Genomic DNA, 26,801 nt, shown 5'->3' on the forward strand with positions numbered 1-26,801 from the left:
TATTTCTCGGCAATGAATTGCTGGCTGGAGGAGACGGTTCGATGTCGACCGGGTCGAGGTTCGGATGGGGCGCCGACGCCTTCGCGGCGGTGGGACCTGGACACAATGGGCGCGGAGCCCCCGACACCGGTTCCTCCTCGCGCGACGTCGACGAGCGCGCCGCGATCTATCTCCTGTCGCTCGCACGAGAACTCCTGCGGCGCGACCACAGCGCCATCGCCGGCATGATCGACTACGCGATCGCCGAGATCGAGCTGGGAAGCGACGGCGACGACTGACGGACTTGTCCCTCCGTGGCGAAAGCGGCGCGGAGGGATCGACGATGCAGACCTTCATCCCCGCGCCTGAAGGGTGGGGCATCGCGCGCCCGAGCTGCGCAATCCGCGTCGACACGGCGCGCGAGGCGATGATTTCAGACCTCCTAGTCCCGGGCGCCCTTCGTCGGTACCGTGCGCGGGAGGGAATGCGCAATCGTAAGTAGAGCTTCCGCCATGGTATCCATGCGCCGAAGCATGGTCGCCCATGCAACCCATGAGTGCTCCCTTGGGGCCCGGCACCGCGACGTCCTTGGCCGGAGCTCGCCCTCGTGCGGAATCCTCAGCTCCTGGCGGCCGCCGCCTGCCGATCTGCAAGCTGCGGCTTCAGCAGGCACTATGTTCTGCGGCCTTCGCGGGTATTGCGGATAGGCAACACAACCGTCGGTAGGTTGTTCGGCCTGTGAGGCGCCATTGCCAGCCGCGCGAAATCCAGCCATAGACTCTACCTGTGATTGCAATTGGCGATCTGCCCGAGGCGGATGGCCGAGCGTTGCGGCCCAAACGGGTGCAACCATAACGAGCGCCCAGGAGATATCATGGCGACTACCATCAACGGCACGATCGGCAACGACACCATCAACAGTGCCGGCAGCCCCGTCGGCCTGCGCACGAACCCGTTCAGCGTGGCGGAAAGCATCGTCGCGTTCGGCAATTCGGGCTTCGACCGGATCTACGGCAGCACCAATGCCGACGAGATCTACGGCAACACCGGCGACGACACGATCCTCGGCAACGGCGGCTCGGACAAGCTCTACGGCGGCCAGGGCAACGACGACATCTACGTCACCGGCGTTGCCGCTTCCACCACCGAGCCGGCGCTCGGCGTCAAGGCTCTGGCCGTCGGCGGCCAGGGGCAGGACGAGATCTATGTCGGCGGCTACACCGAGAGCCGCGAGAGCGGCTCGGGCTTCGGCGGCGTCTTCACCGGCTCGGTGACGGTCTTCGGCGGCGCCGAGAGCAACGACGTCTCCGATCAGGGCGATCTGATCGTCGCGAACCTGGACGTCAACTCCTCCGCCACCATCTACGGAAACGGCGGCAACGACACGATTTACGCGGACGCCACGAACCGCTCGATCGCCGGCGACCTCACCTCCAAGTTCTACATCCACGGCGGCCAGGGCAACGACGACATCTACGGCGACGTCGGCACCGGCAGCACCGTGATCGGCGGGCTCCAGACCGACTACATCTCGATCGACGCGACCAACTCCGTCACCATCTACGGCGGGAACGGCACGGACAGCGCGCAGGACGGCAACGACACGATCTATGCCGACGTCTACAAGGACGGCTTCCTGACGACCGACCCGACGGCTTCGATCTACGGCAACGGCGGCGCGGACTACATTTCCCTCTACGGCGAGAACAGCGACGTCAAGGCAGGGATCTTCGGCGGCCAGGGCAACGACACGATCTACGCCTACGGAGACTACACCGATTCCTCGTCCGGCGGCGACGACGTCCTGGTCTCCGACTACTGGAACTACCCGACCTACGGCCTCGCCTCCAACAGCACCGTGGCCGGCGGCCTCGGCACGGACTATATCGACGTCCGCGTCAACGGGCAGGACGTGTCGATCTATGGCGGCAACGGCACCGCCGATCCGACCGACGGCGCCGACTATGTCGAAGTCAACCTCGGCGACACGGCCTCGGTCCAGGTCTTCGGCAACGGCGGCGACGACATTCTCTACGTCTACGGTTCGGGCAGCGCGTCGGTCTTCGGCGGCGCGGGCAACGACACGTTCTACCTCTACAACCAGAACGACGTTCAGGGCGAGTTCCCGCAGTTCGTCGAGCTGACGGGCGGTCGCGACTCCGATCTCTTCGACATCTACGCTCGCGAGGACGACACGCGCGAGATCGGCGCGTTCGTGCGCATCACCGACTTCGACTTCGACGAGGACAGGATCGCCGGCGACACGGTCGACACGCTCCGCAGCGCGTCGGGCACCGCCAACAACTTCGACGGCATCGTCAACCTGGCGGGCGGCGTCGGCGACGGCACGGCGGCCCTCGTGACGGTGACCAGTGGCAACCTCGCCGGCTCCTACCTGGTCTACGACAACCACGGTGCCACCCAGGTCGTCGAGATCACCGGCTACACCGGCTCGGCCGATGCCGACGTGTTCGTGGGCAGCAACTACTACTCCTGATCCGAGACCAGGACGGGCCGGCCCTCGCGGGCCGGTCCGACGACAAGGAGGGGCGGCTTCCGGCCGCCCCCATCCGTCATCTTTCCAGGGTCATGCCATGAGCGCCGATCGCGTCCTCTTCGTCACCCTCGATTCCTGCCGCTACGACACGTTCGCGAACGCTGCGGCACCCAACATCAAGGCGCTGGCGCCGCTGCACAAGGCGCAGTCGCCGAGCTATTTCACCTATGGGTCGCATTCGGCGATGTTCGTCGGCTTCACCCCCGGCATTCCCGGTGCCGCGCAGCCGCTGCTCGACCCCAAATTCGGCAAGCTCTTCAAGATCGCGGGTGCTGGCTTTGCCGGCAAAGGCACCGAGGGCTACGCCCTGTCCGGCTCCAACATCATCGAAGGCTTCCGCAACCTCGGCTATACGACCATCGGAACCGCCGCCATGGGCTGGTTCGACCCCGCGACGCCGACCGGCGTCCACCTCAGCCGCAGCTTCGACCACTTCCACTATGCCGGCGCCTACTATCTGCGAAAGCAGATGGAATGGGTGTCGCGCCGGCTCGACCGGGCGAGCGGCGACACCTTCACCTTCGTGAATGTCGGCGAAACGCACGTGCCCTACTGGTTCGAGGGCGCCGACTGGTCGCCGGATGACAATCCCTGCCTGCCGTTCCAGGACCGGGACCGCGCCGCCGAATGCGCGCGCCGGCAGCGAGCCTGCCTCGAATTCGTCGACGGCCTGCTGGCGCCCCTTCTGGAGCGCCATCGCGACGGCACGGTGATCGTGTGCGGCGACCACGGCGACTGCTGGGGCGAGGACGGGTTGTGGGAACACGGCATCGCCCATCCCATGACGACCACCGTGCCCCTGCTCATCCGCTACAAGGGCCACCCCGTGGCGCGCGAGACGCCGGCACGGCAGGCCTCGCCCTGGCGCGCCGCAGCCCGCCGCCTGCTCGGTGGCCTCGGTGCCGGCGAAGCGTGCCCCGTCCACGCCCGCACCGCCTCGCGCTGGAACGGCTGAGGCGAACCGCACGTTCTTCCTCTCCGGGGCGATCGAGACGCCTCGAAACGAAGGAGGGCGAGCGATGTCCGATATCCACTACAAGATCGTCGAGCACGACGGCGGCTGGGCCTACAAGGTTGGGGACGTGTTTTCCGAGACCTTCCCGACGCATGACCGGGCCCTGGCCGCGGCGCGCGACGCCTCGGCGCGCCAGGAACTGGCGGGCGAGACGGCGGGCATCCAGTACCAGGACGGCAGCGGCGTCTGGCACGAGGAAATCGCGCGCGGCGACGACCGCCCGCATGCCGACGTCGTGGACGGGGACGCCGCCCGCTCCTGACCGGCGCGCCGGCGCGGGGCGCCGTCAGGCGTCCGTGCCGGGCTCGCGATGCGGGGTCTTCTCCCATTTGTGCGGGGCGTGGAACAACTGGCCGATCGCGCGGATGCCGGCGAGGCTCACGATCAGCCAGTAGAACCAGAGGGACCAGAGACGGCGCAGGAGCGGACGCTCCGCGTCGTTGGCGACCAGCCGCGCCGTCAGGATGAAGACGGCATAGGCGAAGACGATGTTGAAGAGGTCCAGCGCGGCGAGAATGCCGGCTGAGATGCGGACTTCGTCACGGGCGAGATAGGCGTAGATCGCCGTCGCGAGATGCGCGGCGAAGACGATGTGCATCAGGCTCGCCGCGATCATGCCGCCGAACAGGATCTGGAAGGTCAGGAAGGCCCTCGGCCCGAGCTGCCGCCAGGCGAGGCGCGGGTCGCGCATGTGGACGAGCGATGTCTGGCACCAGCCCTTGATCCAGCGCGTGCGCTGATTGCGCCAGTCGATGAAGCGCGCGGGCGCGATCTCGGAGGTCGGGCAGCCGATCGTACCGATGCGGTAGCCGAGGCGCGACAGGCGGATGCCGAGGTCGGCGTCCTCCGCGACGTTGTGGCTGTCCCAGCCGCCCGCTTCCACCAGCGCCGCCCGGCGGAAATGGTTGGACGTGCCGCCGAGCGGCAAGGGCAGGCCGCGACGCGCGAGCCAAGGCAGGATGGCCCGGAACAGGACCGCGTATTCCAGCGCGAAGAGGGTCTCCAGCCAGCCGTTCGCGGCATTGCGGATGACGAGCGGCGCCTGGAGGCAGGCAAGGCGCGGCGGCGCGGCCCGGAAGGCGGCATGGGCCGCGCGGAGCTGCCCCGGATCGGGGCGGTCCTCGGCGTCGAACAGCACGACATATTCGCCGCGCGTCAGCGGCAGGGCGAAGTTCAGCGCCTTGGGCTTGGTGGTCGGGTCGGTGCGCGGCGTCGCGATCACCGAGAAGTTCGGCTCGTTCCGGATGGCCCTCTCGACGGCGGCGATCGTGTCCGGGTCGTTGGCCTCGCAGACGAAGAAGACTTCGAGGCGGGAGCGCGGCCAGTCGAGCGCCGCCATGGCGCGCGCCAGCGGCTCGGCCATCGCGGCCTCCCGATGGAGGGCGACGAGCACGGAATAGATGGGCAGCGCGGTGTCCGCGCTTCCCGCCACCGCGACGCGCGCCGGCGAGGGGAGGGCGGCGGCGCCGATCAGCACGCGCAGGCGGAACAGCGTGAAGCCGAAGGCGCAAAGGCTCGCCGTCCCGTGGGCCGCCGGCCAGAACAGGTGCGGCACGGCGAACCAGGCATGGGCGAGCGCGACGAGCAGAAGAACGGCCACCGCCGCCTGGCCTGCGGTCAGCACCTCGCGCGCGGACCAGCGGTTGTGGTCCGCCGCCAGGCTGAGGCGGGCGCGCGTCGAGCGCTCGGCCGCGTCCGCCCGCCGGCGTGCGGACGCGATCTCCCGGCGCGTCGTGACCCGCAGCGTCGCGGCGAGTTCGGGAGAACGGGCGACGCGCTCCCGAAGGCTGCCGAGGCGGTCGAGACGCGGGGCGAGATAGAGGCGGGGGCGCATCGCCCCGTCGCAGGTCTTGGCATGCCGTTCGGACGCGTCGAGAGCACCGCGTCCGTCGCGCAGCAGCGAGGCGCCAAGAGCGATCGGCTCGGACCGCAGGCCGAGGACGGCGCCCATGGCCTCGGCCAGCCGCTCCTCCGACGTCAGGCCGGCCGCGACGAGTTCCTCGTCCACGCTCGACCCGTTCCGCTCGGCCTCCCGGCAGGCGTCCTCGAAATCGTCCGTGGAAAGCGCGAGAGACATCAGCACGCGACGCAACGCAGGAAGCGTCTCGGATGCGGCCGACGGAGCGCGCGAGGATCGATCCGTCGCGTCTTCAGGAAGGGAAGGAAGGCCGACCTGGCCGCTGGCGTCCGCGCTCGGGACCGCATATTCGGATGAACGCAAACGCTGCTCCCGAGGGCGGGATGAACCTGACGTTGGGTCATCCTGCGCCACCGGGCGGTCACGGAGAAGATATCCTTGCGTGTATTTTTAGCCGCAACTCTATCCGCGATGATCGCGCTGGTTGTGCCGGCTTGGGGCCAAGCGGGCGCGGGAGCGGTAGCGCCTGCGGCTCCGGTCGTGCCGACACCCAACTTCTGGGACCAGGGCCAGCGCTTCGCCGAGCCGAACCTGTCGGCCCGCGCCCGCATCCGCTTCCTGACCTCCGTCGATTTCGCGCCGTTCAACTTCCTGGACCAGCGGGGGCGTCTGGCGGGCTTCCATGTCGATCTCGCCCGCACGATCTGCGAAGAGCTCGACATCGCCGCCCGCTGCCAGATCGAGGCACGGCCCTTCACGGAACTGGGCGACCTCCTGACGGCAGGCGACGGGGAGGCAGTGATCGCGGGTCTGGCGATCAACGCCGACAACCGCTCCCGCTTCGCCTTCACCCATCCGTTCTTCCGCTATCCCGCCCGTTTCGTCACGCTCGCCGGACAGCCGATGGATGCCGAGCTCCGATCGGGTCTGGCCGGCGTCCGGGTCGGCGTCGTCTCCGGCAGCGCCCACGAAGCCATGCTGCGGTCCTTCTTTCCCCAGGCCGAGGTGGTCGGCCTGCCCACGCGCGACGAAGCGCTGGCGGCGCTGCGGGCCGAGCGGGTGCGCGCCGTTTTCGGCGACGGGGTCGGCCTGTCCTTCTGGCTGTCCAGCGAGGCGGCGGCCGACTGCTGCGCCTTTGCCGGCGGGCCGTATCTTTCCGACCATTTTCTCGGCGAAGGACTCGCCATCGCGGTGAAGCCGGAGGACGAGGACCTGCGCGCGGCCTTCGACTATGCAATCGGCCGGATCGTGGCGAGCGGGCGCATGTCGGAACTCCTCCTGCGCTATTTTCCCGTCAGCGCCTTTTGAAGCGCCGACCCGCCGTTGACGGCGCGGCGCCCGAAACCATAGACGAAGGCTGGACTTGCCGGACGACGCCTCTTTTCTGCGTCGGGCCGGGGCGTGAAGGGTGACCGACCATGGCGATTGAGAGCGTAGCGGCGCTGAGCCGCGACATGCCGGATCTTCTCGATGCGGCTGCGACCTCGCAGGCCTGGCCCTTCGAGGAAGCCCGCAAGATCGTCGACCGCCTGAAGCGGACGGGCAAGCGGGAGGCCCTGTTCGAGACCGGCTACGGGCCTTCGGGCCTGCCCCATATCGGCACGTTCGGCGAGGTGGCGCGCACGACGATGGTGCGCCAGGCCTTCCGCATCCTGACCGAGGACGCGATCCCGACCCGGCTGATCTGCTTTTCCGACGACATGGACGGGATGCGCAAGATCCCCGACAACGTGCCCGACCGCACCGCGCTGGAGCCCCATCTCCAGCGCCCCCTGTCCGACGTGCCCAACCCGTTCGGCGGGGAGGAGGCGACGTTCGCGGGCCACAACAACGCGATGCTGCGTCGCTTCCTCGACACGTTCGGCTTCGACTACGAGTTCGCGAGCGCCACGGACTACTACCGATCGGGCCGCTTCGACGCGGTGCTCCTGCGTGCGGCGGAGCGCTACGACGACATCATGGGCGTGATGCTGCCGACGCTCGGCCCCGAGCGCCAGGCGACCTACAGCCCCTTCCTGCCGATCTCGCCGACCACCGGACGCGTCCTCTACGTGCCGATGAAGGCGGTCGACGCCAAGGCGGGCACGGTGACCTTCCTCGACGAGGACGGCACGGAAACGACCCTGCCCGTCACCGGCGGCCGGGTGAAGCTTCAGTGGAAGCCGGACTTCGGCATGCGCTGGGCGGCCCTCGGCGTCGATTTCGAGATGTTCGGCAAGGACCACCAGACCAACGCCGCCGTCTACGACCGGATCTGCGAGATCCTCGGCGGCGAGGCGCCCGAGCACTTCGTCTACGAGCTGTTCCTCGACGCCGAAGGCGCCAAGATCTCCAAGTCCAAGGGCAACGGCCTGTCGATCGAGGAATGGCTGACCTACGCCTCGCCGGAAAGCCTCGGCCTCTACATGTTCGGCAAGCCGCGGGCGGCCAAGCGGCTCCACTTCGACGTGATCCCGAAGGCCGTCGAGGACTACTACGCCTTTGCCGCCGCCTATGAGCGGCAGGACGCCAAATCGCGCCTCCAGAACCCGGTCTTCCATATCCATGGCGGCGAGCCCCCGGTGAAGGGCATCCCGGTTTCCTTCGCGCTGCTCCTCAACCTCGTCTCGGCCTCCAACGCCTCCGATCCCAAGACGCTCTGGGGCTTCATCTCGCGCTATGCGCCGGGCGTGACGGCCGAGACCGATCCCGAGCTCGACCGGCTGGTCGGCTATGCGCTGCGCTATTTCGAGGACTTCGTGCGCCCGACCAAGCGGTTCCGCGCGCCCGACGAGGTGGAGCGCGGGGCGCTGGAGGATCTCGACCGGCGGCTGGCGGCACTTCCCGAAGGGGCCGACGCCGCGGCGATCCAGGATGCCGTGCTCGACGCCGCCCGCCCGATCCCGCGCTATCAGGACGCGAAGAAGAAGGGACCGGACGGCGGCCCCGGCGTGTCGCTGGAGTGGTTCTCCGCGCTCTACCAGATCCTGATCGGGCAGGAGCGGGGCCCGCGCTTCGGCTCCTTCGTCGCGCTCTACGGCATCGACGAGACGCGCCGGCTGATCGCCGACGCGCTGGCCGGGCGGCTCGTCTCAGCCGCCTGAACGGGCCGAGGCCTCCTCCGCCATGCCATAGGCCCAGACGCCGCGCCGGGCCTCGCGTGCTTCGCGCTCGGCCGCCTCGTATCGGCTGCCGGGCGCGGCATGGGCCCAGCCGTTGCGCACCACCCATTCGCCGACGTCCTCCTCGCCGAGGAGGCAGGGCGCCGTGATCTCGCGCGCGCCGGCCGCTTCGGGCGGCACGGCGCAGAGCACGGAGCGGCCGCGGATCCAGCCGCGCAGCGCCGTGCGGGCGCGCGTCGCGCAGGGCCAGGCCTGCGCCCCGTCGGCGCAGCGCGCATCGCTCGCCACGGGTTCGACGCCCGCGACGAGAAGCGTGATCTCGCCCGTCTTGAGCGTGCGCGCATCCACCGCGATCGGCCGCGCGAACATGCGGTAGTCGGGGCCGGCGGGCTTCTCGGCGGCCGCGGCCTCCTGCGTCGCCTGGGGTGCCGTGGCGGCCGGCGCCTCCGGCTCCATGGCCTGCGGCGGGGTCGCCGCGCCGCTCGCAGCGGCGGGCAGGCGGGTGAGGGCGGTGGTCTCGACGGCCGCTGGCCCGACCCTGCGCACCGGGGTTCCGGGCGCGGGCTCGGCGGACGCGGCGACTGCCGGCGGCTCGGGGGCGGCCTCAGGCATCGCGACCGCCGGCTCGGAGGGAGCGGACCGGCCGGCGATCAGCGTCGGCTCGACGGGCACCAGGAGAAAGAAGGTCGTGACGAGGGCCAGAAGCCCGAGAGCGATCCGCAGCGATTGCATGGGGTCGTCGTTCCTCTTCCTGCGCCCGGTGCCGCCGCCTTTGGCCGGGTCCGGTCCAGACTAAAGGCGGGCGCCCTGCTGCGACAGTCTCTTGTTCCGACGCCCGCCGCCATCCGGGCAACGTCGCATCGCCGCCTGTCATCGGCCGTTCCGACCCTAGCTAAGCTCCGGGGCCCCAGCGGAAAGACGTCGGATGCAGAACCTCTGGTACAAGAACGCGGTGATCTACTGCGTCGACGTCGACGCCTTCAAGGATTCCGACGGCGACGGGATCGGCGACTTCCGGGGTCTCGCCGACCATCTCGACCATATCGAGGCGCTGGGTGCCACCTGCATCTGGCTCCTGCCCTTCTATCCCTCGCCCAACCGCGACAACGGCTACGACGTCTCCGACTACTACAATGTCGATCCGCGCTACGGCACGCTCGGCGACTTCGCCGAATTCATGCAGGCCGCCGGCGACCGGGGCCTGCGCGTCATCGTCGACCTCGTGGTGAACCACACCTCGATCGAGCATCCCTGGTTCCAGGCGAGCCGCTCCGACCCGTCCTCCCGCTTCCGCGACTGGTATGTCTGGCGCAAGGACAAGCCGGCCGACGCCGAGGAGGGCGTGATCTTTCCCGGCGTCCAGCAGTCCACCTGGACCTTCGACCGCAAGCGGAGGGAGTATTACAACCACCGCTTCTACGAGCATCAGGCCGACCTCAACATCGCCAACCCCGCCGTGCGCGAGGAGATCCAGCGCATCATGGGCTTCTGGCTGGCGCTGGGGGTCTCGGGCTTTCGCATCGACGCCGCACCCTTCATCCTCGAGGACCTGAAGGACGACCCGCATGCCTATCTCGCCGAGCTCCAGTCCTTCCTGTCCTGGCGCCGGGCGGAGGCGATCCTCCTCGCCGAGGCCAATATCGAGATGGAGGAAGCGGGCGACTATTTCGGCGACGGCGACCGCCTCCACCTCATCTTCAACTTCCCGCTCAACCAGCGCCTGTTCCTGGGCCTCGCCCGGCAGGAGGCGGAACCCGTCGCGGCCCTCCTGAAGGATCTGCCGGCCATTCCCGACATCGCCCAATGGGCGACCTTCCTGCGCAACCACGACGAGATCGACCTCGGCCGCCTGTCGGACGGGGAGCGCGAGGAGGTCTTTTCCGCCTTCGGTCCCGACAAGGACATGCAGCTCTACGAGCGCGGCCTGCGCCGCCGCCTCGCGCCCATGCTGGGCGGCGACGAGCGCCGGATCCGCATGGCCTTCTCGCTGATGCTGGCCCTGCCCGGCACGCCCGTCCTCTGGTACGGCGACGAGATCGGCATGGGCGAGAATCTCGCGCTGCCCGAACGCCATCCCGTGCGCACGCCCATGCAATGGACGCCGGACGGGGCGGGCGGCTTCTCGGCCGCCGACCCGAAGGCCTGGGTCCGCGCGCCGGTTCTGTCCGGCCCCTTCGCGCCGGCCTTCGTCAACGCCGAGGCGCAGAAGGTGGAGGGCGATTCGCTCTTCTCCATCGTCCAGCGCCTGGTGCGGGCGCGCCGCGCCGCCCGCGAGATCGGCTGGGCGCAGGCGGAGGTGATCGACTTCGGCGCGCCGTCGGTCCTGGGGTTGCGCGCCCGCTGGCGCGACGGGGAGGTGGTGACGCTGCACAATCTCGGCGAGCGGCCCGTCACCGTGGACCTCGCGCCGGTGGTCGAGGGCCGGCGCTGCGTCAACCTGTTGCGCCAGGCCGTGGGCGAGCCGCAGGGCGCGGCGGGAGAATGGCGTCTTGGTCCTTATGGATTCGAGTGGCTGCGCCTCGCCTGACGGCGCGGCGATGCCCTGACGCTTCCCAGCTCACGAAACGATGCGCTCACCGACGGGAACGGCTCTACTTGCAAACCGTTCGCAACTGCATATTCTAAGATCGACCCGTCGTCATCGGAGATATCCAGTGCCCCTTTCCCGGCGAAGCCTCGCCCTGTCCGTCCTGGCGATCGTCGCGGGCCTTGCCGCACCGCCCGCCTTCGCGGCCGAAAGGCTCAAGGTCGCGACGACCTTCACGGTGCTGGCCGACATGGTCCGCAACGTGGCGGGCGACAAAGCGGAGGTCGTGTCCATCACCAAGCCCGGCGCCGAGATCCACAACTACCAGCCGACGCCGCGCGACATCCTGTCGGTGCGAGACGCCGACCTCGTGCTCTGGAACGGGCTCGGCCTCGAGCTCTGGTTCGAGCGCTTCTTCAGCCAACTCGGCGACAAGCCCTCGGCCGTCCTCACCGAGGGCATCGAGCCCATCCTGATCGGGGAGGGGCCCTACCAGGGCCGACCCAACCCGCATGCCTGGATGTCGCCGACCGACGCGCTCACCTATGTCGACAACATCCGCGATGCGCTCAGCGCGCAGGATCCGGCCAATGCCGCGACCTATGCCGCCAATGCCGACCGCTACAAGGGCGAGATCACGGCCAGCGTCGAGCCGCTGCGCGCGTCCCTCGCCGCGCTTCCCGAGGGGCACCGCTGGCTCGTCACCAGCGAGGGCGCCTTTTCCTATCTCGCGCGCGACTTCGGCCTCAAGGAACTCTACCTCTGGCCGATCAACGCGGATTCGCAAGGCACGCCCCAGCAGGTGCGCCGCGTGATCGATACGGTGAAGGCCGAGAACATCCCCGTCGTCTTCTCCGAGAGCACGGTGTCGCCCGATCCGGCGAACCAGGTCGCCCGCGAGACCGGCGCGCGCTACGGTGGGGTCCTCTACGTCGATTCCTTGAGCGAGGAGGGCGGGCCGGTCCCGACCTATCTCGACCTCCTGCGCGTGACGACCGACACCATCGCTTCCGGATTCTCCTCGTGAGCGCGGCCCTCGGCATCGAGGCGACCGGCCTCACCGTCGTCTATCGCAACGGCCACGTCGCCCTGCGGGACGCCTCGTTCACCGTTCCAGCGGGCTCCATCACCGCGCTGGTCGGCGTCAACGGCGGGGGCAAGTCGACCCTCTTCAAGTCCGTCCTCGGCCTCGTGCCCCAGGCGGCGGGCCGCGTCTCGGTGCTCGGGGCGCCGGTCGCGCAAGCGTTGAAGCGCAACCGCGTCGCCTATGTGCCGCAGAGTGAGGAGATCGACTGGAACTTCCCGGTCCTCGTCGAGGACGTCGTCACCATGGGGCGCTACGGCCATATGGGCTGGCTGCGCCGGCCGAAGGCGAAGGATCGCGAAGCCGTCGCCGCCGCGCTCGCCCGCGTCGGCATGGCCGAGTTCCGCACCCGCCAGATCGGCGAGCTTTCGGGCGGCCAGAAGAAGCGCGTCTTCCTCGCCCGCGCGCTGGCGCAAGGGGCGGAGGTGATCCTTCTCGACGAGCCCTTCACCGGCGTCGATCTGCGCACGGAGGAGGCGATCATCGCGCTCCTGAAGGATCTGCGCGGGGAGGGCGCCGCGATGCTGGTCGCGACCCACAACCTCGCCGCCGTGCCGGACTTCTGCGACCGGGCGATTCTCGTCAACCGCACGGTTCTGGCGTCCGGCCCGACCGCCGAGGTCTTCACGCCGGCCCATCTCGAGCGGGCCTTCGGCGGCGCGTTGCGCGGCGGCCTGCCCGGCGCGGTGCCGCCGCTCGCCGGCCCTCTCCCCGAACCGGCCGGAGCCTTTGCGTGAGCACCGCGCTCCTCGAGCCCTTCACCTACGACTACATGTTCAACGCCATCTGGGTCTCGACCCTCGTCGGTGGCGTCTGCGCCTTTCTGTCGGCCTTCGTGGTGCTGAAAGGCTGGTCGCTGATCGGCGACGCCCTGTCCCATTCCATCGTGCCGGGCGTCGCGGGGGCCTATATGCTCGGCCTGCCTTTCTCGATCGGCGCCTTTCTGTCCGGCGGCCTCGCGGCCGCCGCGATCCTTCTGATCGCCCGCGTCTCGCGCCTCAAGGAGGACGTGGTGATCGGGCTGATCTTCACCTCCTTCTTCGGCCTCGGCCTGTTCATGGTCTCGATCTCGCCGGTGCCGGTGGATATCCAGGCGATCGTCCTCGGCAACATCCTGGCCGTCACCCCCGCCGATACCGTGCAGCTCGTCCTCATCGCGGGCGTGACCCTCGCCGTCCTCCTCCTCACCTGGCACACCCTCATGGCCGTGTTCTTCGACGAGAACCACGCGCGCACGATCGGCCTCAACCCCACGCTCTGGCGTGCCCTGTTCTTCACGCTGCTCAGCGCCTCGACTGTGGCTGCCATGCAGACCGTCGGCGCGTTTCTCGTCGTCGCCGCCGTGGTGACGCCCGGCGCCACCGCCTATCTCCTGACCGACCGGTTCGGGCGCATGATCGCGCTGTCGGTGGCCATCGGCGCGCTCACCAGCGGGATCGGCGCCTATCTCAGCTACTTTCTCGACGGGGCGACGGGGGGCGTGATCGTGGTGCTCCAGACCGCGCTCTTCCTCCTGGCCTTCGTGCTTGCGCCCCGCCACGGGATTCTGGCCGCGCGCCGGCGCGCGGGCGAGGCGGCGCGGGAGGCGCTCCGGTGAGCGCGGCCGACCTCCTCTTCCCCTTCCAGATCGACTTCCTGCAATACGCCTTTCTGGCCGGCCTGCTGATCGCCGTCCCTTGCGCGCTCCTGTCCTGCTTCCTCGTGCTCAAGGGTTGGTCGCTGATGGGCGACGCGGTGTCCCACGCCGTGCTGCCCGGCATCGTCCTCGCCTATGCCGCCGGACTGCCGCTGGCGCTCGGCGCCTTCGCCGCCGGCCTCTTCTGCGCGGCGGGCTCGGGCTTCCTCAAGAACAACAGCCGGATCAAACAAGACACCGCCATGGGCGTCGCCTTTGCCGGCATGTTCGCGCTGGGGCTCGTGCTCCACGCCAAGGTGCGCTCGGCGCTCCATCTCGACCACATCCTGTTCGGCGACCTTCTCGGCCTCGTGCCGGCGGATCTTTGGGAGATCGCCGGGATCGTCCTGCCCGTCCTCCTGTTCGTGCTCCTGTCCTGGCGCAGCCTTCTCCTCCATGCCTTCGACCCCGTGCAGGCGCGTGTCTCGGGCCTCCCCGTGCGCCTTCTGCACTACGGGCTGCTGGCGGCCCTGTCGGCGGCGATCGTCGCCTCCATGCAGGCCGTCGGCATCATTCTCGTGGTGGCGCTCCTGATCGCGCCGGGCGCGACGGCCTTCCTTCTCGCTCGCTCCTTCGGCTGGATGCTGGTGGTGGCAGGCGTCTTTGCCGCGCTCGCCTCGACCCTCGGCATCTATCTCTCCGTCTTCCTCGACAGCGCGCCCGCGCCGACCGTCGTGCTCGTCATGTCGGCCGGCTGGATCCTCGCGCTCCTCTTCGGCCGGCGCGCGCCGCGCGAGGCGGAGAGCGCGCCAACGGCCTGAACCCGGCTGACGATTTCGTCCGAAACCTCCGCCCGCCGCCGCCGTTGGCCCGTCATCGCCAAAAGGGAAAGGGGGCATCATGCGGGAAGGCAAGCGGACGCGGTCGCAAGCAACGGTTCTGATCGTGGTGGCCATCCTGGTGGCCCTGTTCCTGATCGGCCTCTGGTCCGACGGGTTCGGGCTGATGGGCAACGAAATGGCGCCCGGCACGACGACGCCGCCGAACAATCCGACCTGATCCGGGCGCGGGCTTGGCGCGGGCACGGCATCCTCGCTAAGACTGATTCCCGGCGGCGCCGAGACGATGCGCCGGCCGGGGAGGGCGCATGAACGCCGAAAGGCAGGGCCGGGCGACGATCAAGGACGTCGCGCGCGAGGCGGGCGTCTCGCCGATGACCGTCTCCAACGTCATCAACAACAAGACGCAGTTCGTGGGCGCCGCGGCGCGCGCGCGTGTCGAGGCTGCGATCCAGCGGCTCGGCTATCGCCGCCAGGAAAGCGCCCGCAATCTTCGCGGCGCCGGCCCCCGCTCGATCGGCATGGTGATCGTCGACGAATCGCCCGCCTTTCTCGCCAACTTCTTCACCGCCCAGCTCGTCGCCGGCCTCGCCAACGTCCTCAACCGCGCCGACTGGACGCTGACGCTGTCTGGCGTCCATCCGCAAGCGCTGGCCAACTCCGGCCTGATGCGCAGCTACGACGTCGGCGGCCTTTGCGCCATGGTCTCCGGCCCGCGCGAGGCCAGGGCCGAGGTCGTGGATCGGCTCTGCGGCCTCGGCCAGCCGCTGGTCCTGTTTCAGGAGCGCGTCCCGACCGACGGCCGCGACCTCTGCCTCGTGCGGCAGGACGACGAGGCCGGTGGCCGCCGCGTCGGCGAGCACCTCGCCCGGCTCGGGGTCCGGTCCGTCCTCGCCATGCTGCCGCACCAGAGCTGGCCGGCGATCGAGAACCGGCTGGCAGGGCTGGAGGCCGGGCTCGGCGGCCCGCCGGCCGGCACGATCCGCGTCGACCACGACGACTTCTCGGCCGTCCAGGAGGCGCTCGGCGCCTGGATCGCCGCCCACGGCCTGCCCGGCGCCGTCTGGGGCGCCAACGACCAGATCGCGTCGGCCGCGCTCCTCCATCTCCTCGACCGGGGCGTCGCGGTGCCGGATGTCGTGCGCGTCGTCGGCTTCAACGACTTTCCCGCCCACCGGCACGCCCGGCCGCGCCTGACGACGCTGGCCTCCCCCGCCTACGAACTCGGCGAGCGGGCCGGCGAGACCATGCTGAAGCGGCTGGAAACGGGACGGTTCGAAGAGCAGGACATCTGCCTGCCGGTCGCCTTCCTGCCCGGCGAGACGGGCTGAGCGCGGCTTGCGGCGCCTGCCATGTAACGTTAAACAAGACGGAGGCAGCCTTGGGAGGGGACGCATGAATCGCATCGATCTGGACGGTCAGGTGGCCGTCGTCACCGGTGGCGCGCAGGGCATCGGCTTTGCCATCGCGCAGCGGCTCGTGGCGTCCGGCGCCCGCGTCAGCCTGTGGGACACGAACGCAGCGCTTCTCGCCGACGCGGTGGCCGACCTCGGCGAGGCCGCTTCGTCGCAGACCGTGGACATCACGGATCTCGCCGCCCTCGGCCGCGCCCATGCCGACACGGAGGCCGCGGTCGGCCCGGTCTCGATCCTCGTCAATTCCGCAGGGGTCGCCGGCAACAACGCGCCGCTCGACGAATACGACCCCGACGAATGGCGCCGCGTCGTCGAGATCAATCTGAACGGCACGTTCTACGTCAACCGGACGGTCGTGCCGTCCATGAAGGCGCGCAACTACGGGCGCATCGTCAACATCTCGTCGGTCGCCGGCAAGGAAGGCAACCCGAACCTCTCGGCCTATTCGGCGGCGAAGGCCGGCGTCATCGGCCTCACCAAGTCGCTCGGCAAGGAACTCGCGAAACACGACATCGCCGTCAACGCGATCACGCCGGCCACCGCCAAGACGCGGATCCTCGAGACGCTGACGCCCGAGTTCATCGACTACATGCTGGTGCGCATCCCGCGCGGCCGGTTCCTCGAGGTCGAGGAGGCCGCCGCGATGGTCGCCTGGCTCGTGTCCAAGGACAATTCCTTCACCACCGCCTCGGTCTTCGACCTGTCCGGCGGCCGCACCACCTATTGAGGGGAAGACAGACATGAAGCTTCTGCGCGTCGGAGAGAAGGGCCGCGAGCGCCCGGCCATCCGCTTGGAGGACGGAACCTTGCGCGACCTGTCGGGCCTCGTCGACGACATCGCCGGCGAGGCGCTGTCGGACGAGAGCCTCGCGCGCATCCGCGCGGCCGATCTCGGCTCGCTGCCGGCGATCGAGGGGAGCCCGCGCATCGGCCCCTGCGTCGGTCGCGTCGGCAAGTTCATCTGCGTCGGCCTCAACTACGCCGACCACGCGGCCGAAAGCGGCATGGCGGTGCCGTCCGAGCCCGTCCTCTTCATGAAGGCGACGAGTGCCATCGTCGGGCCGAACGACGACGTCGTGATCCCGAAGAACTCGATCAAGCCGGACTGGGAGGTCGAACTCGGCGTCGTGATCGGCACCGAGGCGCGATACGTCTCGGAAGCCGACGCCCTGAGCCACGTCGCCGGCTACTGCGTCGTCAACGACATTTCCGAGCGCCACTTCCAGACCGAGCGCGGCGGCCAGTGGGTCAAGGGCAAGTCGGCCGACACGTTCGGGCCGATCGGCCCCTGGCTCGTCACGCGCGACGAGGTCGCCGACCCGCAGGCGCTCTCCATGTGGCTGGAGGTGGACGGCCACCGCTACCAGGACGGCTCGACCAAGACGATGGTCTTCGGCGTCGCCCACCTCGTCCACTACATCTCGCAGTTCATGAGCCTCCAGCCGGGCGACATCATCACCACCGGCACGCCGCCGGGCGTCGGCATGGGCATCAAGCCCGAGCCCGTCTGGCTGAAGGCCGGCAACGTCATGCGCCTCGGCATCGAGGGCCTCGGCGAACAGCGCCAGGACGTGAAGGCCTATCAGGGCTGACGGCGACGCATCGAATCGGAACGGCCGGCGGAGCGATCCGCCGGCCATTTTCGTTGGAAGGCCATGATCGTCTTTCTCGACTTCGAGGCCTCGTCCCTCAACCGAAAGAGCTTTCCCGTCGAGGTCGCCTGGGTCTTCGAGACGGGCGAAGGCGAAAGCCACCTGATCCGGCCGCAGCCGGACTGGACGGACTGGGAAACCGAGGCGGAGGGGATCCACGGTATCACGCGCGAACGCCTGGCACGCGAAGGCATGGCGGCGGACGTGCTGGCGCGGCGCATGCTGGAGATGCTCGGTCCGCACGACCTCTTCGCCAGCGCGCCGTCCTGGGACGGAAAGTGGCTGAGCGTGCTCCTGCGCGGCGGCGGGCAGCCGCGCCATGCGCTGAGGCTGAAGGATACGGAGGAGGCGCGGGCGGCGATCGTCGCCCGCCATCTCGGACCCGGGCGCGCCGATGAGGCGGCGGCGATCCTTAAGGAGATCGAGCAGATGGGCCGCGAGGCCGTGCCGGAGCACCGGGCGCTGGGCGACGCGGAACGCGAGCGCCGGCTCTGGCTGGAGGCCGGGCGGCGCGCCGAAGCCGTCGCCCGGAACGCCCCTTAAGACTTGGCCAGGCCGGCCTCGGCGGCGAAGCCCTTGAGTGCCTTGAGGCCCATCGATTGGTACTCAAAGGGATTCCGCTTCACCGGGTCCTGCTCGGCCTCGATCACGAGCCAGCCGTCATAGCCGTGCTCGGCCGCGATCTTGAGGACCGGCAGGAAGTCGACGCCGCCCTCCGGGTCGCCCGGCACCGTGAAGACGCCCCGGCGCACGCCTTCGAGAAAGGAAAGATCGTTCGCCTCCACCTCGCGCGCCACGGCCGGGCGCACGTTCTTGGCGTGGATGTGGCGCACGCGGGCCATGTGACGGCGGGCAAGGGCCGCCGGATCCGCCCCGCCGAAATAGGCGTGGCCGGTGTCGAGAAGGAGCTTGGTCGCCGGGCCGGTCTCGGCCATCAACCGGTCGATCTCCGCCTCGCTCTCGACCACCGTCCCCATGTGATGGTGATAGACGAGATGGATGCCTTGAGCCTCGCAGAAGGCGGCGACGGCTTCGAGCTTGGCGCCGAACGCCGCCCACTCGTCGTCGGCAAGGACCGGCCGGTCGCGTAAGACCGCCTTTCCGTCGTCGCCGTGGATCGCATTGGAGCACTCGCAGACGATGCACACGTCACAGCCGTTCGCCTTCAGCATGTCGAGATGCGGCTGGATCGCCGCCGTCTCCTCTTCGACGCTCCGCGTCAGGAGGTTCAGGGAATGCCAGCCCGAAACGAAGACGAGGCCGAACGCGGCCAGCTTCGCCTTCAAAGCCGCGCCGTCGGAGGGCATCTTGTGGCCCTTCTCGATGCCGTCGAAGCCGATGCGCCGGCAGTCGTCCAAGCATTCCTCCAGGCTGATATGGGCGCCGATCGTCTGATCGTCGTCGTTGCTCCAGGCGATCGGGTTGGTGCCGAAACGGATCATGGGTCGGGTCTCTGTGAAAGAAAGTTAGTCGGCGGTACGGCGGGCGAGCGCGGTCTCGTAGGCCGAGCGGGCCTCGCGCACGGGCTGGCGCTCCGAGACCTCCGGCACTGCGACGTCCCACCAGTTGCCACCGGCTTGCGTCGTCACGAGCGGATCGGTGTCGATCACCACCAGCGTGGTGCCCGGCTCCGGCTTCGACCGGCGCAACGCTTCCTCCAGTTCGGCGATGGAGGCGACCTTGCGGGTCTTGGCGCCCATCGAGGCGGCGTGGGCGGCAAAATCGATCGGCGGCAGCGCGACATGGGTGGCGTCGGTCAGGAGATTGTTGAAGTTCGCCCCGCCGCAGGCCATCTGCAGCCGGTTGATGCAGCCGTATCCGCCATTGTCGAGGAGCACGATCGTCAGCTTCACGCCCAGCATGACGGCCGAATAGATCTCCGAGTTCAGCATGAGATAGGACCCGTCGCCGACCATCACGACGACGTCCTTATCGGGGCGCGCGAGCTTCGCCCCGAGGCCGCCCGCGATCTCGTAGCCCATGGTCGAGAAGCCGTATTCCATGTGGTAGCCGCCAGGCCGTTCCGCCTGCCACAGCTTGTGCAGCTCGCCCGGCAACCCGCCAGCGGCGCAGAGGAGGATCGTCTTCGGCCCGCCGAGCGCCCGCTGGACGGCGCCGATCACCTGCGCATCGGAGGGAGCAGGCGCGTTGGTCGGGGCGGTGGCGGCATCGGCCGCCGCCATCCATTCGGCCTTCAGGCCTTCCGCCTTATCGGTCCAGCCGCCGCCGGTGTGATAGCCGTCGAGAGCCTGCGACAAGAGATCAAGGCCGACGCGCGCGTCCGTCACCAGCGTCTGCCCGCCGTTCTTTCCGGCGTCGAAGGGCTGGACGTTGAGGCCGACCGTCGTGTGCCGGCCTTCCCGCAGGAGGTCCCAGGAGCCGGTGGTGAAGTCGGCGAGCCGCGTGCCGACGGCGAGGATCAGGTCGGCCTCGGCGGCGAGCGCGTTGGAGGCCGACGACCCGGTGACGCCGACCGCGCCCATGTTGAGCCGGTGGCCGTGCGGCAGCGAGGACTTGCCGCCGTGCGTCTCCGCGACGGGTACGCCATGCGCCTCCGCAAAGCGGGCGAGCGCGTCCGAGGCTCCGGAATAAAGGACGCCGCCGCCCGCCACGATCAGCGGCCGCTTCGCGTCCTTGACGAGCGCGGCCGCGTGCGCCAGCTCGTCCTCGTCGGGCCGGACGCGGCGCGGCTCCCAGACCTTCTCGGCAAAGAAGTTCAAGGGATAGTCGTAGGCCTCGGCCTGCACGTCCTGGCAGAGCGCGAGCGTGACGGGGCCGCATTCGGCCGGGTCGGTCAGAACCTGCATGGCGCGGCGGAGCGCCGGCATGATCTGCTCGGGGCGCGTGATGCGGTCGAAATAGCGCGAGACCGGCTTGAAGCAGTCGGTGGCGGACATGGTGCCGTCGCCCCAGTCCTCGATCTGCTGGAGAACGGGGTCGGGCAGGCGGTTGGCGAAGACGTCGCCCGGCAGGAACAGAACGGGCAGGCGGTTGGCGTGGGCGAGCGCCGCCGAGGTGACCATGTTGAGCGCGCCCGGGCCGATCGAGGTCGTGCAGGCCATGAAGCGGCGGCGGAAGCTGGCCTTGGCGAAGGCGACGGCGGCATTGGCCATGCCCTGCTCGTTCTGCCCGCGATAGGTGGTGATCTCGTCCCGGACACTGTGAAGCGCCTCGCCGAGGCCCGCCACGTTGCCGTGGCCGAAGATGGCGAAGACGCCGCCGAAGATCGGCACCGTCTTTCCGTCTTGCACCACCATCTGCTTCGTCAGGAAGCGGGCCAGGGCCTGCGCCATGGTCAGGCGAACCGTTTGAGCGCTCATCGTTTCTCTTGCCTCCCGGTCGTGTCTCGTCTCGTCGGGCCGTCAGGCCCGCGCGCCCGTCCCGTCCCACGCCTCGACCAGGGCGCCGAAGCGGGCGGCCATGTCGGCGACGGCGGCCTCGTCGTCGATCTCGCCGGCGAGCCAGGCACGCGCGGCATCCACCCACACCGTGCGACCGACCGCGAAGCCCTTGACCGCCCGGGCATGGCGCGCGGCGGCAAAGCCCTCGCGCAGCGCCTCGACCGGCGCTTCCAGCCCGAGCAGCACCACGCCCCGGCACCACGGATCGCGCGCGCCGATCACGGCATCGATCTGCCGCCAGGCCTCGGGGCTCGCCTGGGGCTCCAGCTTCCACCAGTCGGGCTTGAGGCCGGCGTCGTAAAGCTCGGTCAGGGCGCGGGCCACCGTGTCGTCGGCGAGCGGGCCGTGCTTGCCCGCGATGATCTCGATCAGGATCTCGCGGCCGACCTTGCGCGCGGCTTCGAACGCCGTGCGCAGCTTGTCGACCTGGGCCGCCTTCATCTCGGCCGGGTCGTCCGGGTGAAAGAAGGCGAGAACCTTGATGCAATGGTCGACCGGCCAGTCGACGAGGCGGCTTCCGAGATCCTGTCCGAACTCGAAGCGGAGCGGGCGCGAGCCCGGCTCCTCGATCGGCTTGGCCACCCAGAAACCGGCTTGCTTCGCGGCGTCGAACAGCGCCTCGCGCCCGTGCTTGTCGTCGAGGAGCATGCCGAAGCCGGGGCGTCCGTCCGCCACCCGCGCCGCCGCCTTCACCGCCAGCCGCTTGAACGTTGGGATGCGGGCGAGGCGCTCCGCATCGTTGCCGGCCAGTTCCTCCAGCTGGATGCGATGGTCGATGGCGAGCGCGCGAAGGGTCGGCCAAGTGCCCCGGCGCGTCGTCGCCCAATGGATGTGATTGATGTCGTCGTCGCGGCGCAGCGCCCGGTGCGGGCTTCCGTTCGCCAGGAAGTACTGCAGCTCCTCCCAGGTCGGGATCTCCGGCGAGCAGAGGAGGCGGGAGACGGCGAAGGCGCCGCAGGCATTGGCCCAGGTCGCCGACGTCGCATGCGGCTCGTCGCGCAGCCAGCCCCGCAGGAAGCCGGACATGAAGGCGTCACCGGCTCCCAGCACGTTGTAGACCTCGATTGGGAAGCCCTTGCCGACGATGCCCTGTTCGAGATCGTCGGGGATCGCGCCGTCGTAGACGATGCAGCCCATCGGCCCGCGCTTGAGCACGATCGTCGCCTTGGAATGCGCGCGGATGGTCCTGAGAGCGGCGAGGAGATCGGCTTCGCCGGACGCGATCAGCACCTCCTCCTCCGTGCCGACGATGAGGTCGCATTCGGACAGGACGGTGCGTAGGTGCGCCGACACCTCGGCGGAGGCGACGTAGCGGTTGTCGCCCGTGTCGTGGCCGCCGAGGCCCCAGAGGTTGGGGCGGTAGTCGATGTCGAAGACGATCCGCCCGCCGTTCGCCTTGGCGAGGCGCATCGCCTTGCGCTGGGCGGCGTCCGTGTTCGGCTTGGCGAAATGGGTGCCGGTGACCAGGACCGCCGCGGACAAAGCGATCAGCGCCTCGTCGACGTCGTCTTCCTCCAGCGCGTTGTCGGCGCAGTTGTCGCGATAGAAGAGGAGCGGAAAGGACTTGTCGCTCTCGACCGAAAGGATGGCGAGCGCCGTCAGGCGTTCCGGGTCGGTCTTGAGGCCCCGCGTCTCGACGCCCTCGCGTCCGAGCTGCTCGCGGATGAAGCGGCCGAACTGCTCGTTGCCGACGCGCGTCAGAAGGGCGGACTTCAGACCGAGCCGCGCGGTGCCGATCGCGATGTTGGCCGGGCAGCCACCGACGGACTTGGCGAAGGAGCCGACATCCTCCAGCCGGGTGCCGATCTGCTGACCGTAGAGATCCACCGACGCGCGGCCGATCGTGACGATGTCGAGCGTGGTCGATGCCATGGACTGCCTCCCCGAAAGCCGCTACGGCCGCCGGACCATCCGAAACACAGGTGCCGATAGAATGTCAATATGGAATTTATGTTCCGTTTCCGGCCTTCCTGTTGAGGCGTTCGCGTTCCTGAGCCACGGCGACGGTCAGCGCCATGGCGAAGGTCATGGAAGCCGACAGGAGGCGGAAACCGGCATGGTCCGCCTCGACGATCTCGAACCATTCGGCGGAAAGCTCGGCGAGCGGCGAGAAGAGGGAATCGGTGAGCGAGAGGATCGGCACGCCGCGGCTCGCCAGACCCCGTGCCTGCGCCACCGTCTCCGGGGCATAGGGGGAGAAGGAGATGGCGAAGCCGACGTCGCGCTCCGTCGCCAGCGCCAGGAGATCGTCGTCGATGCCGGCCGCGGTACCCGCCATCTGGCAGCGGATGCCGAGCTTGGCGAAGGCATAGGCCATATAGGCGCCGATCGGATGCGACCGGCGCTTGGCCATGAGATAGATCGTCTCGGCACGCGCCAGACGCTCGGCGGCGCGGGTGAAGGCAGCGGGGTCGATGGCGCGCGAGAGCGCGTCGAGCGATCGGTGCCCGGCATCGGTGAAGCCGCCGAGAAGCGTGACGGCTTCGGGCGCCGCGCCGCCCGCGCGAAGCCCTTCGAGCCGGTCGCCATAGGCGCTCTGGCGCCCCCGCAGCCGTTCGCGGAACAGCGACTGCAGGCTGGAGAAGCCCTCGAAGCCGAGATGCTGGGCGAAGCGGATCAGCGTCGAGGGCTGCACGTCCGCCGCCCCGGCGATGCTGGCCACCGTACCGAAGGCGATGTCGTCGGGATTGTGTAACGCGAACTCGGCCACCTGCCGCAGCCGCTTGGGCAGCCGGTTCTTGCGCTGGAGAAGATCGGCCTTCAGCGCCTCGAAGTCGGCCGGTACGGACTGCGTGTCGGTCGGTTCCATCGAGCCGGCCCCCCTTGCACTTCGGTCAAGCCCCGGCGATTCGCCGCGGGCGGACCGTTCGTGGAATATCCGTTCCAGACGCATGAGGCCATATCTTCACCGTTCGGGAAAGACCGTCTATGAGGGAAGGCCACGCCGGAGGAGGCCACGCCATGTCCCGACTGAAAGTCCGCCCGGAGGCCGAGAAGGGCCTGGTCCACGACATCACGCCGGAAAGCGCCGGCTGGAGCCATGTCGGCTTCGCTCTCCATCGGCTGGAAGCCGGCGAGGGGGCGGGCGGCGAGACGGGCGAGCGCGAGGTCTGCCTCGTCCTCGTCTCGGGCCGGGCACGCATCCGGGTCGGCGAGGAGGACTTCGGGATTGTCGGCGAACGCATGAGCCCGTTCGAGGGCGCCCCGGACGCGGTCTACGTGCCGATGGGCGCCGCCTGGCGCGTCGAGGCCGAGACGGCGGTGGAACTGGCCGTGTGCTCGGCGCCGGGCGCGCCGGGCTTTGCCGCGCGTCGCATCGCGCCGGGCACCCACAGGCAGACGGTTCGCGGCAAAGGCACCAATGTCCGCCATGTCACCAACATCATGCCCGAGGACGACGGGGCGGCCCATGCCCTGCTCGTCGTCGAGGTCATCACGCCCGGCGGCCACACCTCCTCTTACCCGCCGCACAAGCACGACCAGGACGCACTGCCGGCGGAAAGCTATCTGGAGGAGACCTACTACCACCGCTTCAACCCGCCGCAGGGCTTCGCCTTCCAGCGCGTCTACACCGACGACCGCTCGCTGGACGAGGCGATGGCGCTGGAGGACCGGGACGTCTCGCTGGTGCCGCGCGGCTACCATCCGGTCGCGGCGATCCACGGCTACGACAGCTACTATCTCAACGTGATGGCCGGGCCGAAGCGGGCGTGGAAGTTCCACAATGCCGACGAGCATGCCTGGCTCTTCACGGGCATCTAAGGCGAGCGGCAGGGGGGAACATGCGCGCGATCCGTCTGGAAGGCGTTGGGCGACTCGCCCTGCGCGAGGTCGAGACGCCGGTGCCGGGTGCCGGCGAGCTTCTGGTTCGCGTCGGGGCCTGCGGCATCTGCGGCACCGACCGGCATCTCCTCCGAGGCGAGTTTCCCGCAGCGCCGCCCGTCACGCTCGGCCACGAGTTCGCCGGCACCGTGGAAGCGGTCGGGCCGGGCGTCGCCGCCTTCGCGCCCGGCATGACGGTGACGGGCGATCCCAACATCGCCTGCGGGCGCTGCCCGGAATGTCACCGGGGACGGGTGCACCTGTGCCGCAACCTCCGGGCCATCGGCATCCACCGCGACGGCGGCTTTGCCGACTATGTCCTCCTCCCGGAGGGCCAGGCGCACCGCCTGCCCGATGGGTTCGATCCCGTCCACGGCGCCTTCACCGAGCCGCTCGCCTGCTGCATCCACGGCATGGACATCGCCGCGATCCGCCCCGGCGAGACGGTGGTGGTGCTCGGCGGCGGGCTGATCGGCCTTCTCGTGGTGCAGCTTGCGCGCCTTGCGGGCGCCACGCGCATCGTCCTCGTCACGCGCAGCGCGGAAAAGCGGGTCCTGGCCGAACGACTGGGAGCGACCGAGACGGTGGACCCGGCGACGGGAAGCGTCGAGGATCTCGTTGCCGGCGTGCATGGTCTTCTGCCGGGCGGGGCCGACCTCGTGGTCGAGGCGGCCGGCGTGCGCGATACGGTGGAACAGGCGCCGCGGCTGGCCGCTCGCGGCGGCCGCGTGCTTCTGCTGGGCGTGCTGCCGCAGGGGGAAAAGGTCGAGATCGAGCCCTTCGACCTCCTGTTCCGGGAAGTCCGGTTCCTGACCTCCTTCGTCAACCCGTTCACGCATGCCAGGGCCGCCGCGCTGATCGCGTCCGGTGCGATTCACGTGAAACCGCTGGTCTCGCGCCGCATCGGCTTCGAAGAGGGCGTCGCCGCGATTTCGAACAAGGCGCCGGGCGGCGAGATCCGGGCGATCGTCGTGCCCTAGAGACCCAGCGCCGACAGGTCCGGCCCGAGCGGAACAATGCCGTTCGGGTTCAGCGCCTTGATGGAATAATAGCCGCGCTTGATGTGGTCGATCGACACGGTCTCGCGGATGCCGGGAATGTCGAGCACGCGCCGGACATAGGCGGAGAGCGCGGGGTAGCTCGCGAGCGGCTGGCGATTGCACTTGAAGAGGCCGTGATAGGCCGCGTCGAAGCGGATCAGCGTGACGAAGAGGCGAAGGTCGGTCTCGGTCAGCCGGCGCCCGAAAAGGAGCGGGCCGCCCGTGGCGAGCTGATCCTCCAGCGTGTCCAGCGCCTCGAAGACGGCGGCATAGGCTTCCTCGTAGGCGCCTTGCGTCGTCGCGAAGCCGGCGCGGTAGACGCCGTTGTTGAGGCGCGGGTAGATCCAATCGTTAAGCGCGTCGATCTCGGCGGCGAGGTCGGCGGGGTAGAGGTCGATGTCGCCGCGGGCGAGCGCGCCGAACCCCGTGTTGAAGATGCGCAGGATATCGGCCGACTCGTTGTTGACGATCGTGCCCCGTCGCTTGTCCCAGAGGACGGGCACGGTGGCCCGCCCGTTCACGTGGGGATCGGACTTCGTATAAAGCTCGTGGACGAAACGCGCGCCGTTCACGTCGTCGTCCGTCGATCCTTCGCCCGCGCCGAACCGCCAGCCCTCGGGCCCGAGTTCGGGGCGCACGATCGACAGCGAGACGACGTCCTCCAAGCCCTTGAGGCGCCTCGCCATCAGGGTGCGCGAGGCCCAGGGGCAGATCAGCGCGACATAGAGATGATAGCGGCCGGCCTCCGCTTCGAAGCCGCCGTCGCCCGTCGGTCCCGGCGCGCCGTCCGGCGTCACGAAATGGCGGAAGCTCGAAGTCTGGCGCACGAAGCCGCCCTTGGCGTCCACGCCCTGCACCGGCTGCCAGTTCTCCGTCCAGCGTCCGTCGACCAGCAT

The 26,801-nt window shown here is 69.3% G+C and carries 25 protein-coding genes; 18 read left to right on the forward strand and 7 right to left on the reverse strand.

Annotation, left to right across the window (positions count from 1 at the left end; all coding sequences use genetic code 11):
• The first annotated feature begins 41 nt into the window (after positions 1–41).
• The 4 genes from O5O54_RS03815 (at position 42) to O5O54_RS03830 (ending at position 3,813) form a co-directional block, all read left to right on the forward strand.
• Entirely contained in the window at positions 42–278 is a 237-nt protein-coding gene (locus tag O5O54_RS03815) for a hypothetical protein (RefSeq protein WP_279479041.1), read from the forward strand.
• 575 nt (positions 279–853) lie between these two features.
• Positions 854–2,476, forward strand: coding sequence for a calcium-binding protein (locus O5O54_RS03820; protein WP_279479042.1), 1,623 nt, complete (start codon positions 854–856; stop codon positions 2,474–2,476).
• A 97-nt stretch (positions 2,477–2,573) separates the two neighbouring features.
• Positions 2,574–3,491 (forward strand): sulfatase-like hydrolase/transferase, encoded by a 918-nt coding sequence (locus O5O54_RS03825; protein ID WP_279479043.1) that lies wholly within the window; start codon positions 2,574–2,576, stop codon positions 3,489–3,491.
• Between the two features lie 64 nt (positions 3,492–3,555).
• Positions 3,556–3,813: a DUF2188 domain-containing protein gene (locus O5O54_RS03830; RefSeq protein WP_279479044.1), complete on the forward strand. Its 258-nt coding sequence runs from the start codon at positions 3,556–3,558 to the stop codon at positions 3,811–3,813.
• Between the two features lie 24 nt (positions 3,814–3,837).
• Here O5O54_RS03830 and O5O54_RS03835 read toward each other — a convergent pair whose 3' ends face one another.
• Positions 3,838–5,628 carry a glycosyltransferase family 2 protein gene (locus tag O5O54_RS03835; protein ID WP_279479045.1) on the reverse strand — a complete coding sequence of 597 codons (1,791 nt, stop codon included), beginning with the start codon at positions 5,626–5,628 and terminating at the stop codon, positions 3,838–3,840.
• Positions 5,629–5,949: 321 nt separating this feature from the next.
• On the opposite strand from O5O54_RS03835, the gene O5O54_RS03840 reads away from it, so the two are divergent.
• Entirely contained in the window at positions 5,950–6,717 is a 768-nt protein-coding gene (locus O5O54_RS03840; protein WP_279479048.1) for a transporter substrate-binding domain-containing protein, read from the forward strand.
• A 146-nt stretch (positions 6,718–6,863) separates the two neighbouring features.
• Complete coding sequence (locus tag O5O54_RS03845; protein WP_279479422.1) at positions 6,864–8,492, forward strand: lysine--tRNA ligase; 1,629 nt, start codon at positions 6,864–6,866, stop codon at positions 8,490–8,492.
• On the opposite strand, the gene O5O54_RS03850 is transcribed toward O5O54_RS03845, so the two are convergent.
• Positions 8,481–9,242 (reverse strand): hypothetical protein, encoded by a 762-nt coding sequence (locus O5O54_RS03850; RefSeq protein WP_279479050.1) that lies wholly within the window; start codon positions 9,240–9,242, stop codon positions 8,481–8,483. The two genes, O5O54_RS03845 and O5O54_RS03850, sit on opposite strands and share 12 nt — an antisense overlap.
• 193 nt (positions 9,243–9,435) lie before the next feature.
• On the opposite strand from O5O54_RS03850, the gene O5O54_RS03855 reads away from it, so the two are divergent.
• The 10 genes from O5O54_RS03855 to O5O54_RS03900 all read left to right on the forward strand — a co-directional run bounded on the left by O5O54_RS03855 (position 9,436) and on the right by O5O54_RS03900 (position 18,185).
• A complete protein-coding gene (locus O5O54_RS03855) occupies positions 9,436–11,037 on the forward strand; it encodes an alpha-amylase family protein (protein ID WP_279479051.1) in 1,602 nt (533 codons plus the stop codon).
• A gap of 154 nt (positions 11,038–11,191) precedes the next feature.
• Positions 11,192–12,064, forward strand: a complete 873-nt coding sequence (locus O5O54_RS03860) for a metal ABC transporter substrate-binding protein (protein ID WP_279479424.1) — start codon at positions 11,192–11,194, stop codon at positions 12,062–12,064.
• Positions 12,061–12,858: an ATP-binding cassette domain-containing protein gene (locus O5O54_RS03865; protein WP_279479053.1), complete on the forward strand. Its 798-nt coding sequence runs from the start codon at positions 12,061–12,063 to the stop codon at positions 12,856–12,858. Before O5O54_RS03860 ends, O5O54_RS03865 begins: the two co-directional genes overlap by 4 nt.
• Positions 12,855–13,718, forward strand: coding sequence for a metal ABC transporter permease (locus O5O54_RS03870; RefSeq protein ID WP_279479055.1), 864 nt, complete (start codon positions 12,855–12,857; stop codon positions 13,716–13,718). The genes O5O54_RS03865 and O5O54_RS03870 overlap by 4 nt, the downstream gene beginning before the upstream one ends.
• Positions 13,715–14,557, forward strand: coding sequence for a metal ABC transporter permease (locus tag O5O54_RS03875; protein WP_279479057.1), 843 nt, complete (start codon positions 13,715–13,717; stop codon positions 14,555–14,557). The genes O5O54_RS03870 and O5O54_RS03875 overlap by 4 nt, the downstream gene beginning before the upstream one ends.
• A 79-nt stretch (positions 14,558–14,636) precedes the next feature.
• Complete coding sequence (locus O5O54_RS03880) at positions 14,637–14,795, forward strand: hypothetical protein (protein ID WP_279479058.1); 159 nt, start codon at positions 14,637–14,639, stop codon at positions 14,793–14,795.
• 88 nt (positions 14,796–14,883) lie between these two features.
• Positions 14,884–15,906 carry a LacI family DNA-binding transcriptional regulator gene (locus O5O54_RS03885; protein WP_279479061.1) on the forward strand — a complete coding sequence of 341 codons (1,023 nt, stop codon included), beginning with the start codon at positions 14,884–14,886 and terminating at the stop codon, positions 15,904–15,906.
• Positions 15,907–15,970: 64 nt separating this feature from the next.
• Positions 15,971–16,717, forward strand: coding sequence for an SDR family NAD(P)-dependent oxidoreductase (locus O5O54_RS03890; protein ID WP_279479062.1), 747 nt, complete (start codon positions 15,971–15,973; stop codon positions 16,715–16,717).
• Positions 16,718–16,730: 13 nt separating this feature from the next.
• A complete protein-coding gene (locus O5O54_RS03895) occupies positions 16,731–17,582 on the forward strand; it encodes a fumarylacetoacetate hydrolase family protein (RefSeq protein WP_279479064.1) in 852 nt (283 codons plus the stop codon).
• Positions 17,583–17,645: 63 nt separating this feature from the next.
• Complete coding sequence (locus O5O54_RS03900) at positions 17,646–18,185, forward strand: transcriptional regulator (RefSeq protein ID WP_279479066.1); 540 nt, start codon at positions 17,646–17,648, stop codon at positions 18,183–18,185.
• On the opposite strand, the gene iolE is transcribed toward O5O54_RS03900, so the two are convergent.
• From iolE to O5O54_RS03920, 4 genes are all read right to left on the reverse strand, one after another.
• Positions 18,182–19,084, reverse strand: coding sequence for a myo-inosose-2 dehydratase (iolE, locus tag O5O54_RS03905; protein WP_279479068.1), 903 nt, complete (start codon positions 19,082–19,084; stop codon positions 18,182–18,184). The genes O5O54_RS03900 and iolE overlap by 4 nt on opposite strands.
• A gap of 24 nt (positions 19,085–19,108) precedes the next feature.
• A complete protein-coding gene (gene iolD, locus O5O54_RS03910; protein WP_279479070.1) occupies positions 19,109–20,962 on the reverse strand; it encodes a 3D-(3,5/4)-trihydroxycyclohexane-1,2-dione acylhydrolase (decyclizing) in 1,854 nt (617 codons plus the stop codon).
• Between the two features lie 42 nt (positions 20,963–21,004).
• The gene (iolC, locus tag O5O54_RS03915; protein ID WP_279479071.1) at positions 21,005–22,915 is read right to left on the reverse strand and encodes a 5-dehydro-2-deoxygluconokinase; all 1,911 of its coding nucleotides are present in this window, start codon (positions 22,913–22,915) and stop codon (positions 21,005–21,007) included.
• Positions 22,916–22,991: 76 nt separating this feature from the next.
• Positions 22,992–23,852 (reverse strand): MurR/RpiR family transcriptional regulator, encoded by an 861-nt coding sequence (locus O5O54_RS03920; protein ID WP_279479074.1) that lies wholly within the window; start codon positions 23,850–23,852, stop codon positions 22,992–22,994.
• A gap of 152 nt (positions 23,853–24,004) precedes the next feature.
• Between O5O54_RS03920 and iolB the strand changes: the two genes are divergently transcribed.
• Both iolB and O5O54_RS03930 read left to right on the forward strand, forming a co-directional pair.
• Positions 24,005–24,805 carry a 5-deoxy-glucuronate isomerase gene (gene iolB / locus O5O54_RS03925; protein ID WP_279479075.1) on the forward strand — a complete coding sequence of 267 codons (801 nt, stop codon included), beginning with the start codon at positions 24,005–24,007 and terminating at the stop codon, positions 24,803–24,805.
• Positions 24,806–24,825: 20 nt separating this feature from the next.
• On the forward strand, positions 24,826–25,845 hold the full coding sequence (locus O5O54_RS03930) for a zinc-dependent alcohol dehydrogenase family protein (RefSeq protein WP_279479077.1): 1,020 nt from the start codon (positions 24,826–24,828) through the stop codon (positions 25,843–25,845).
• On the opposite strand, the gene O5O54_RS03935 is transcribed toward O5O54_RS03930, so the two are convergent.
• Positions 25,842–26,801 (reverse strand): glutathione S-transferase family protein, encoded by a 960-nt coding sequence (locus O5O54_RS03935; protein WP_279479080.1) that lies wholly within the window; start codon positions 26,799–26,801, stop codon positions 25,842–25,844. The genes O5O54_RS03930 and O5O54_RS03935 overlap by 4 nt on opposite strands.

The organism is Aureimonas sp. SK2 (assembly GCF_029813115.1).
In the GTDB taxonomy this organism is placed as follows: Bacteria; Pseudomonadota; Alphaproteobacteria; order Rhizobiales; family Rhizobiaceae; genus Aureimonas.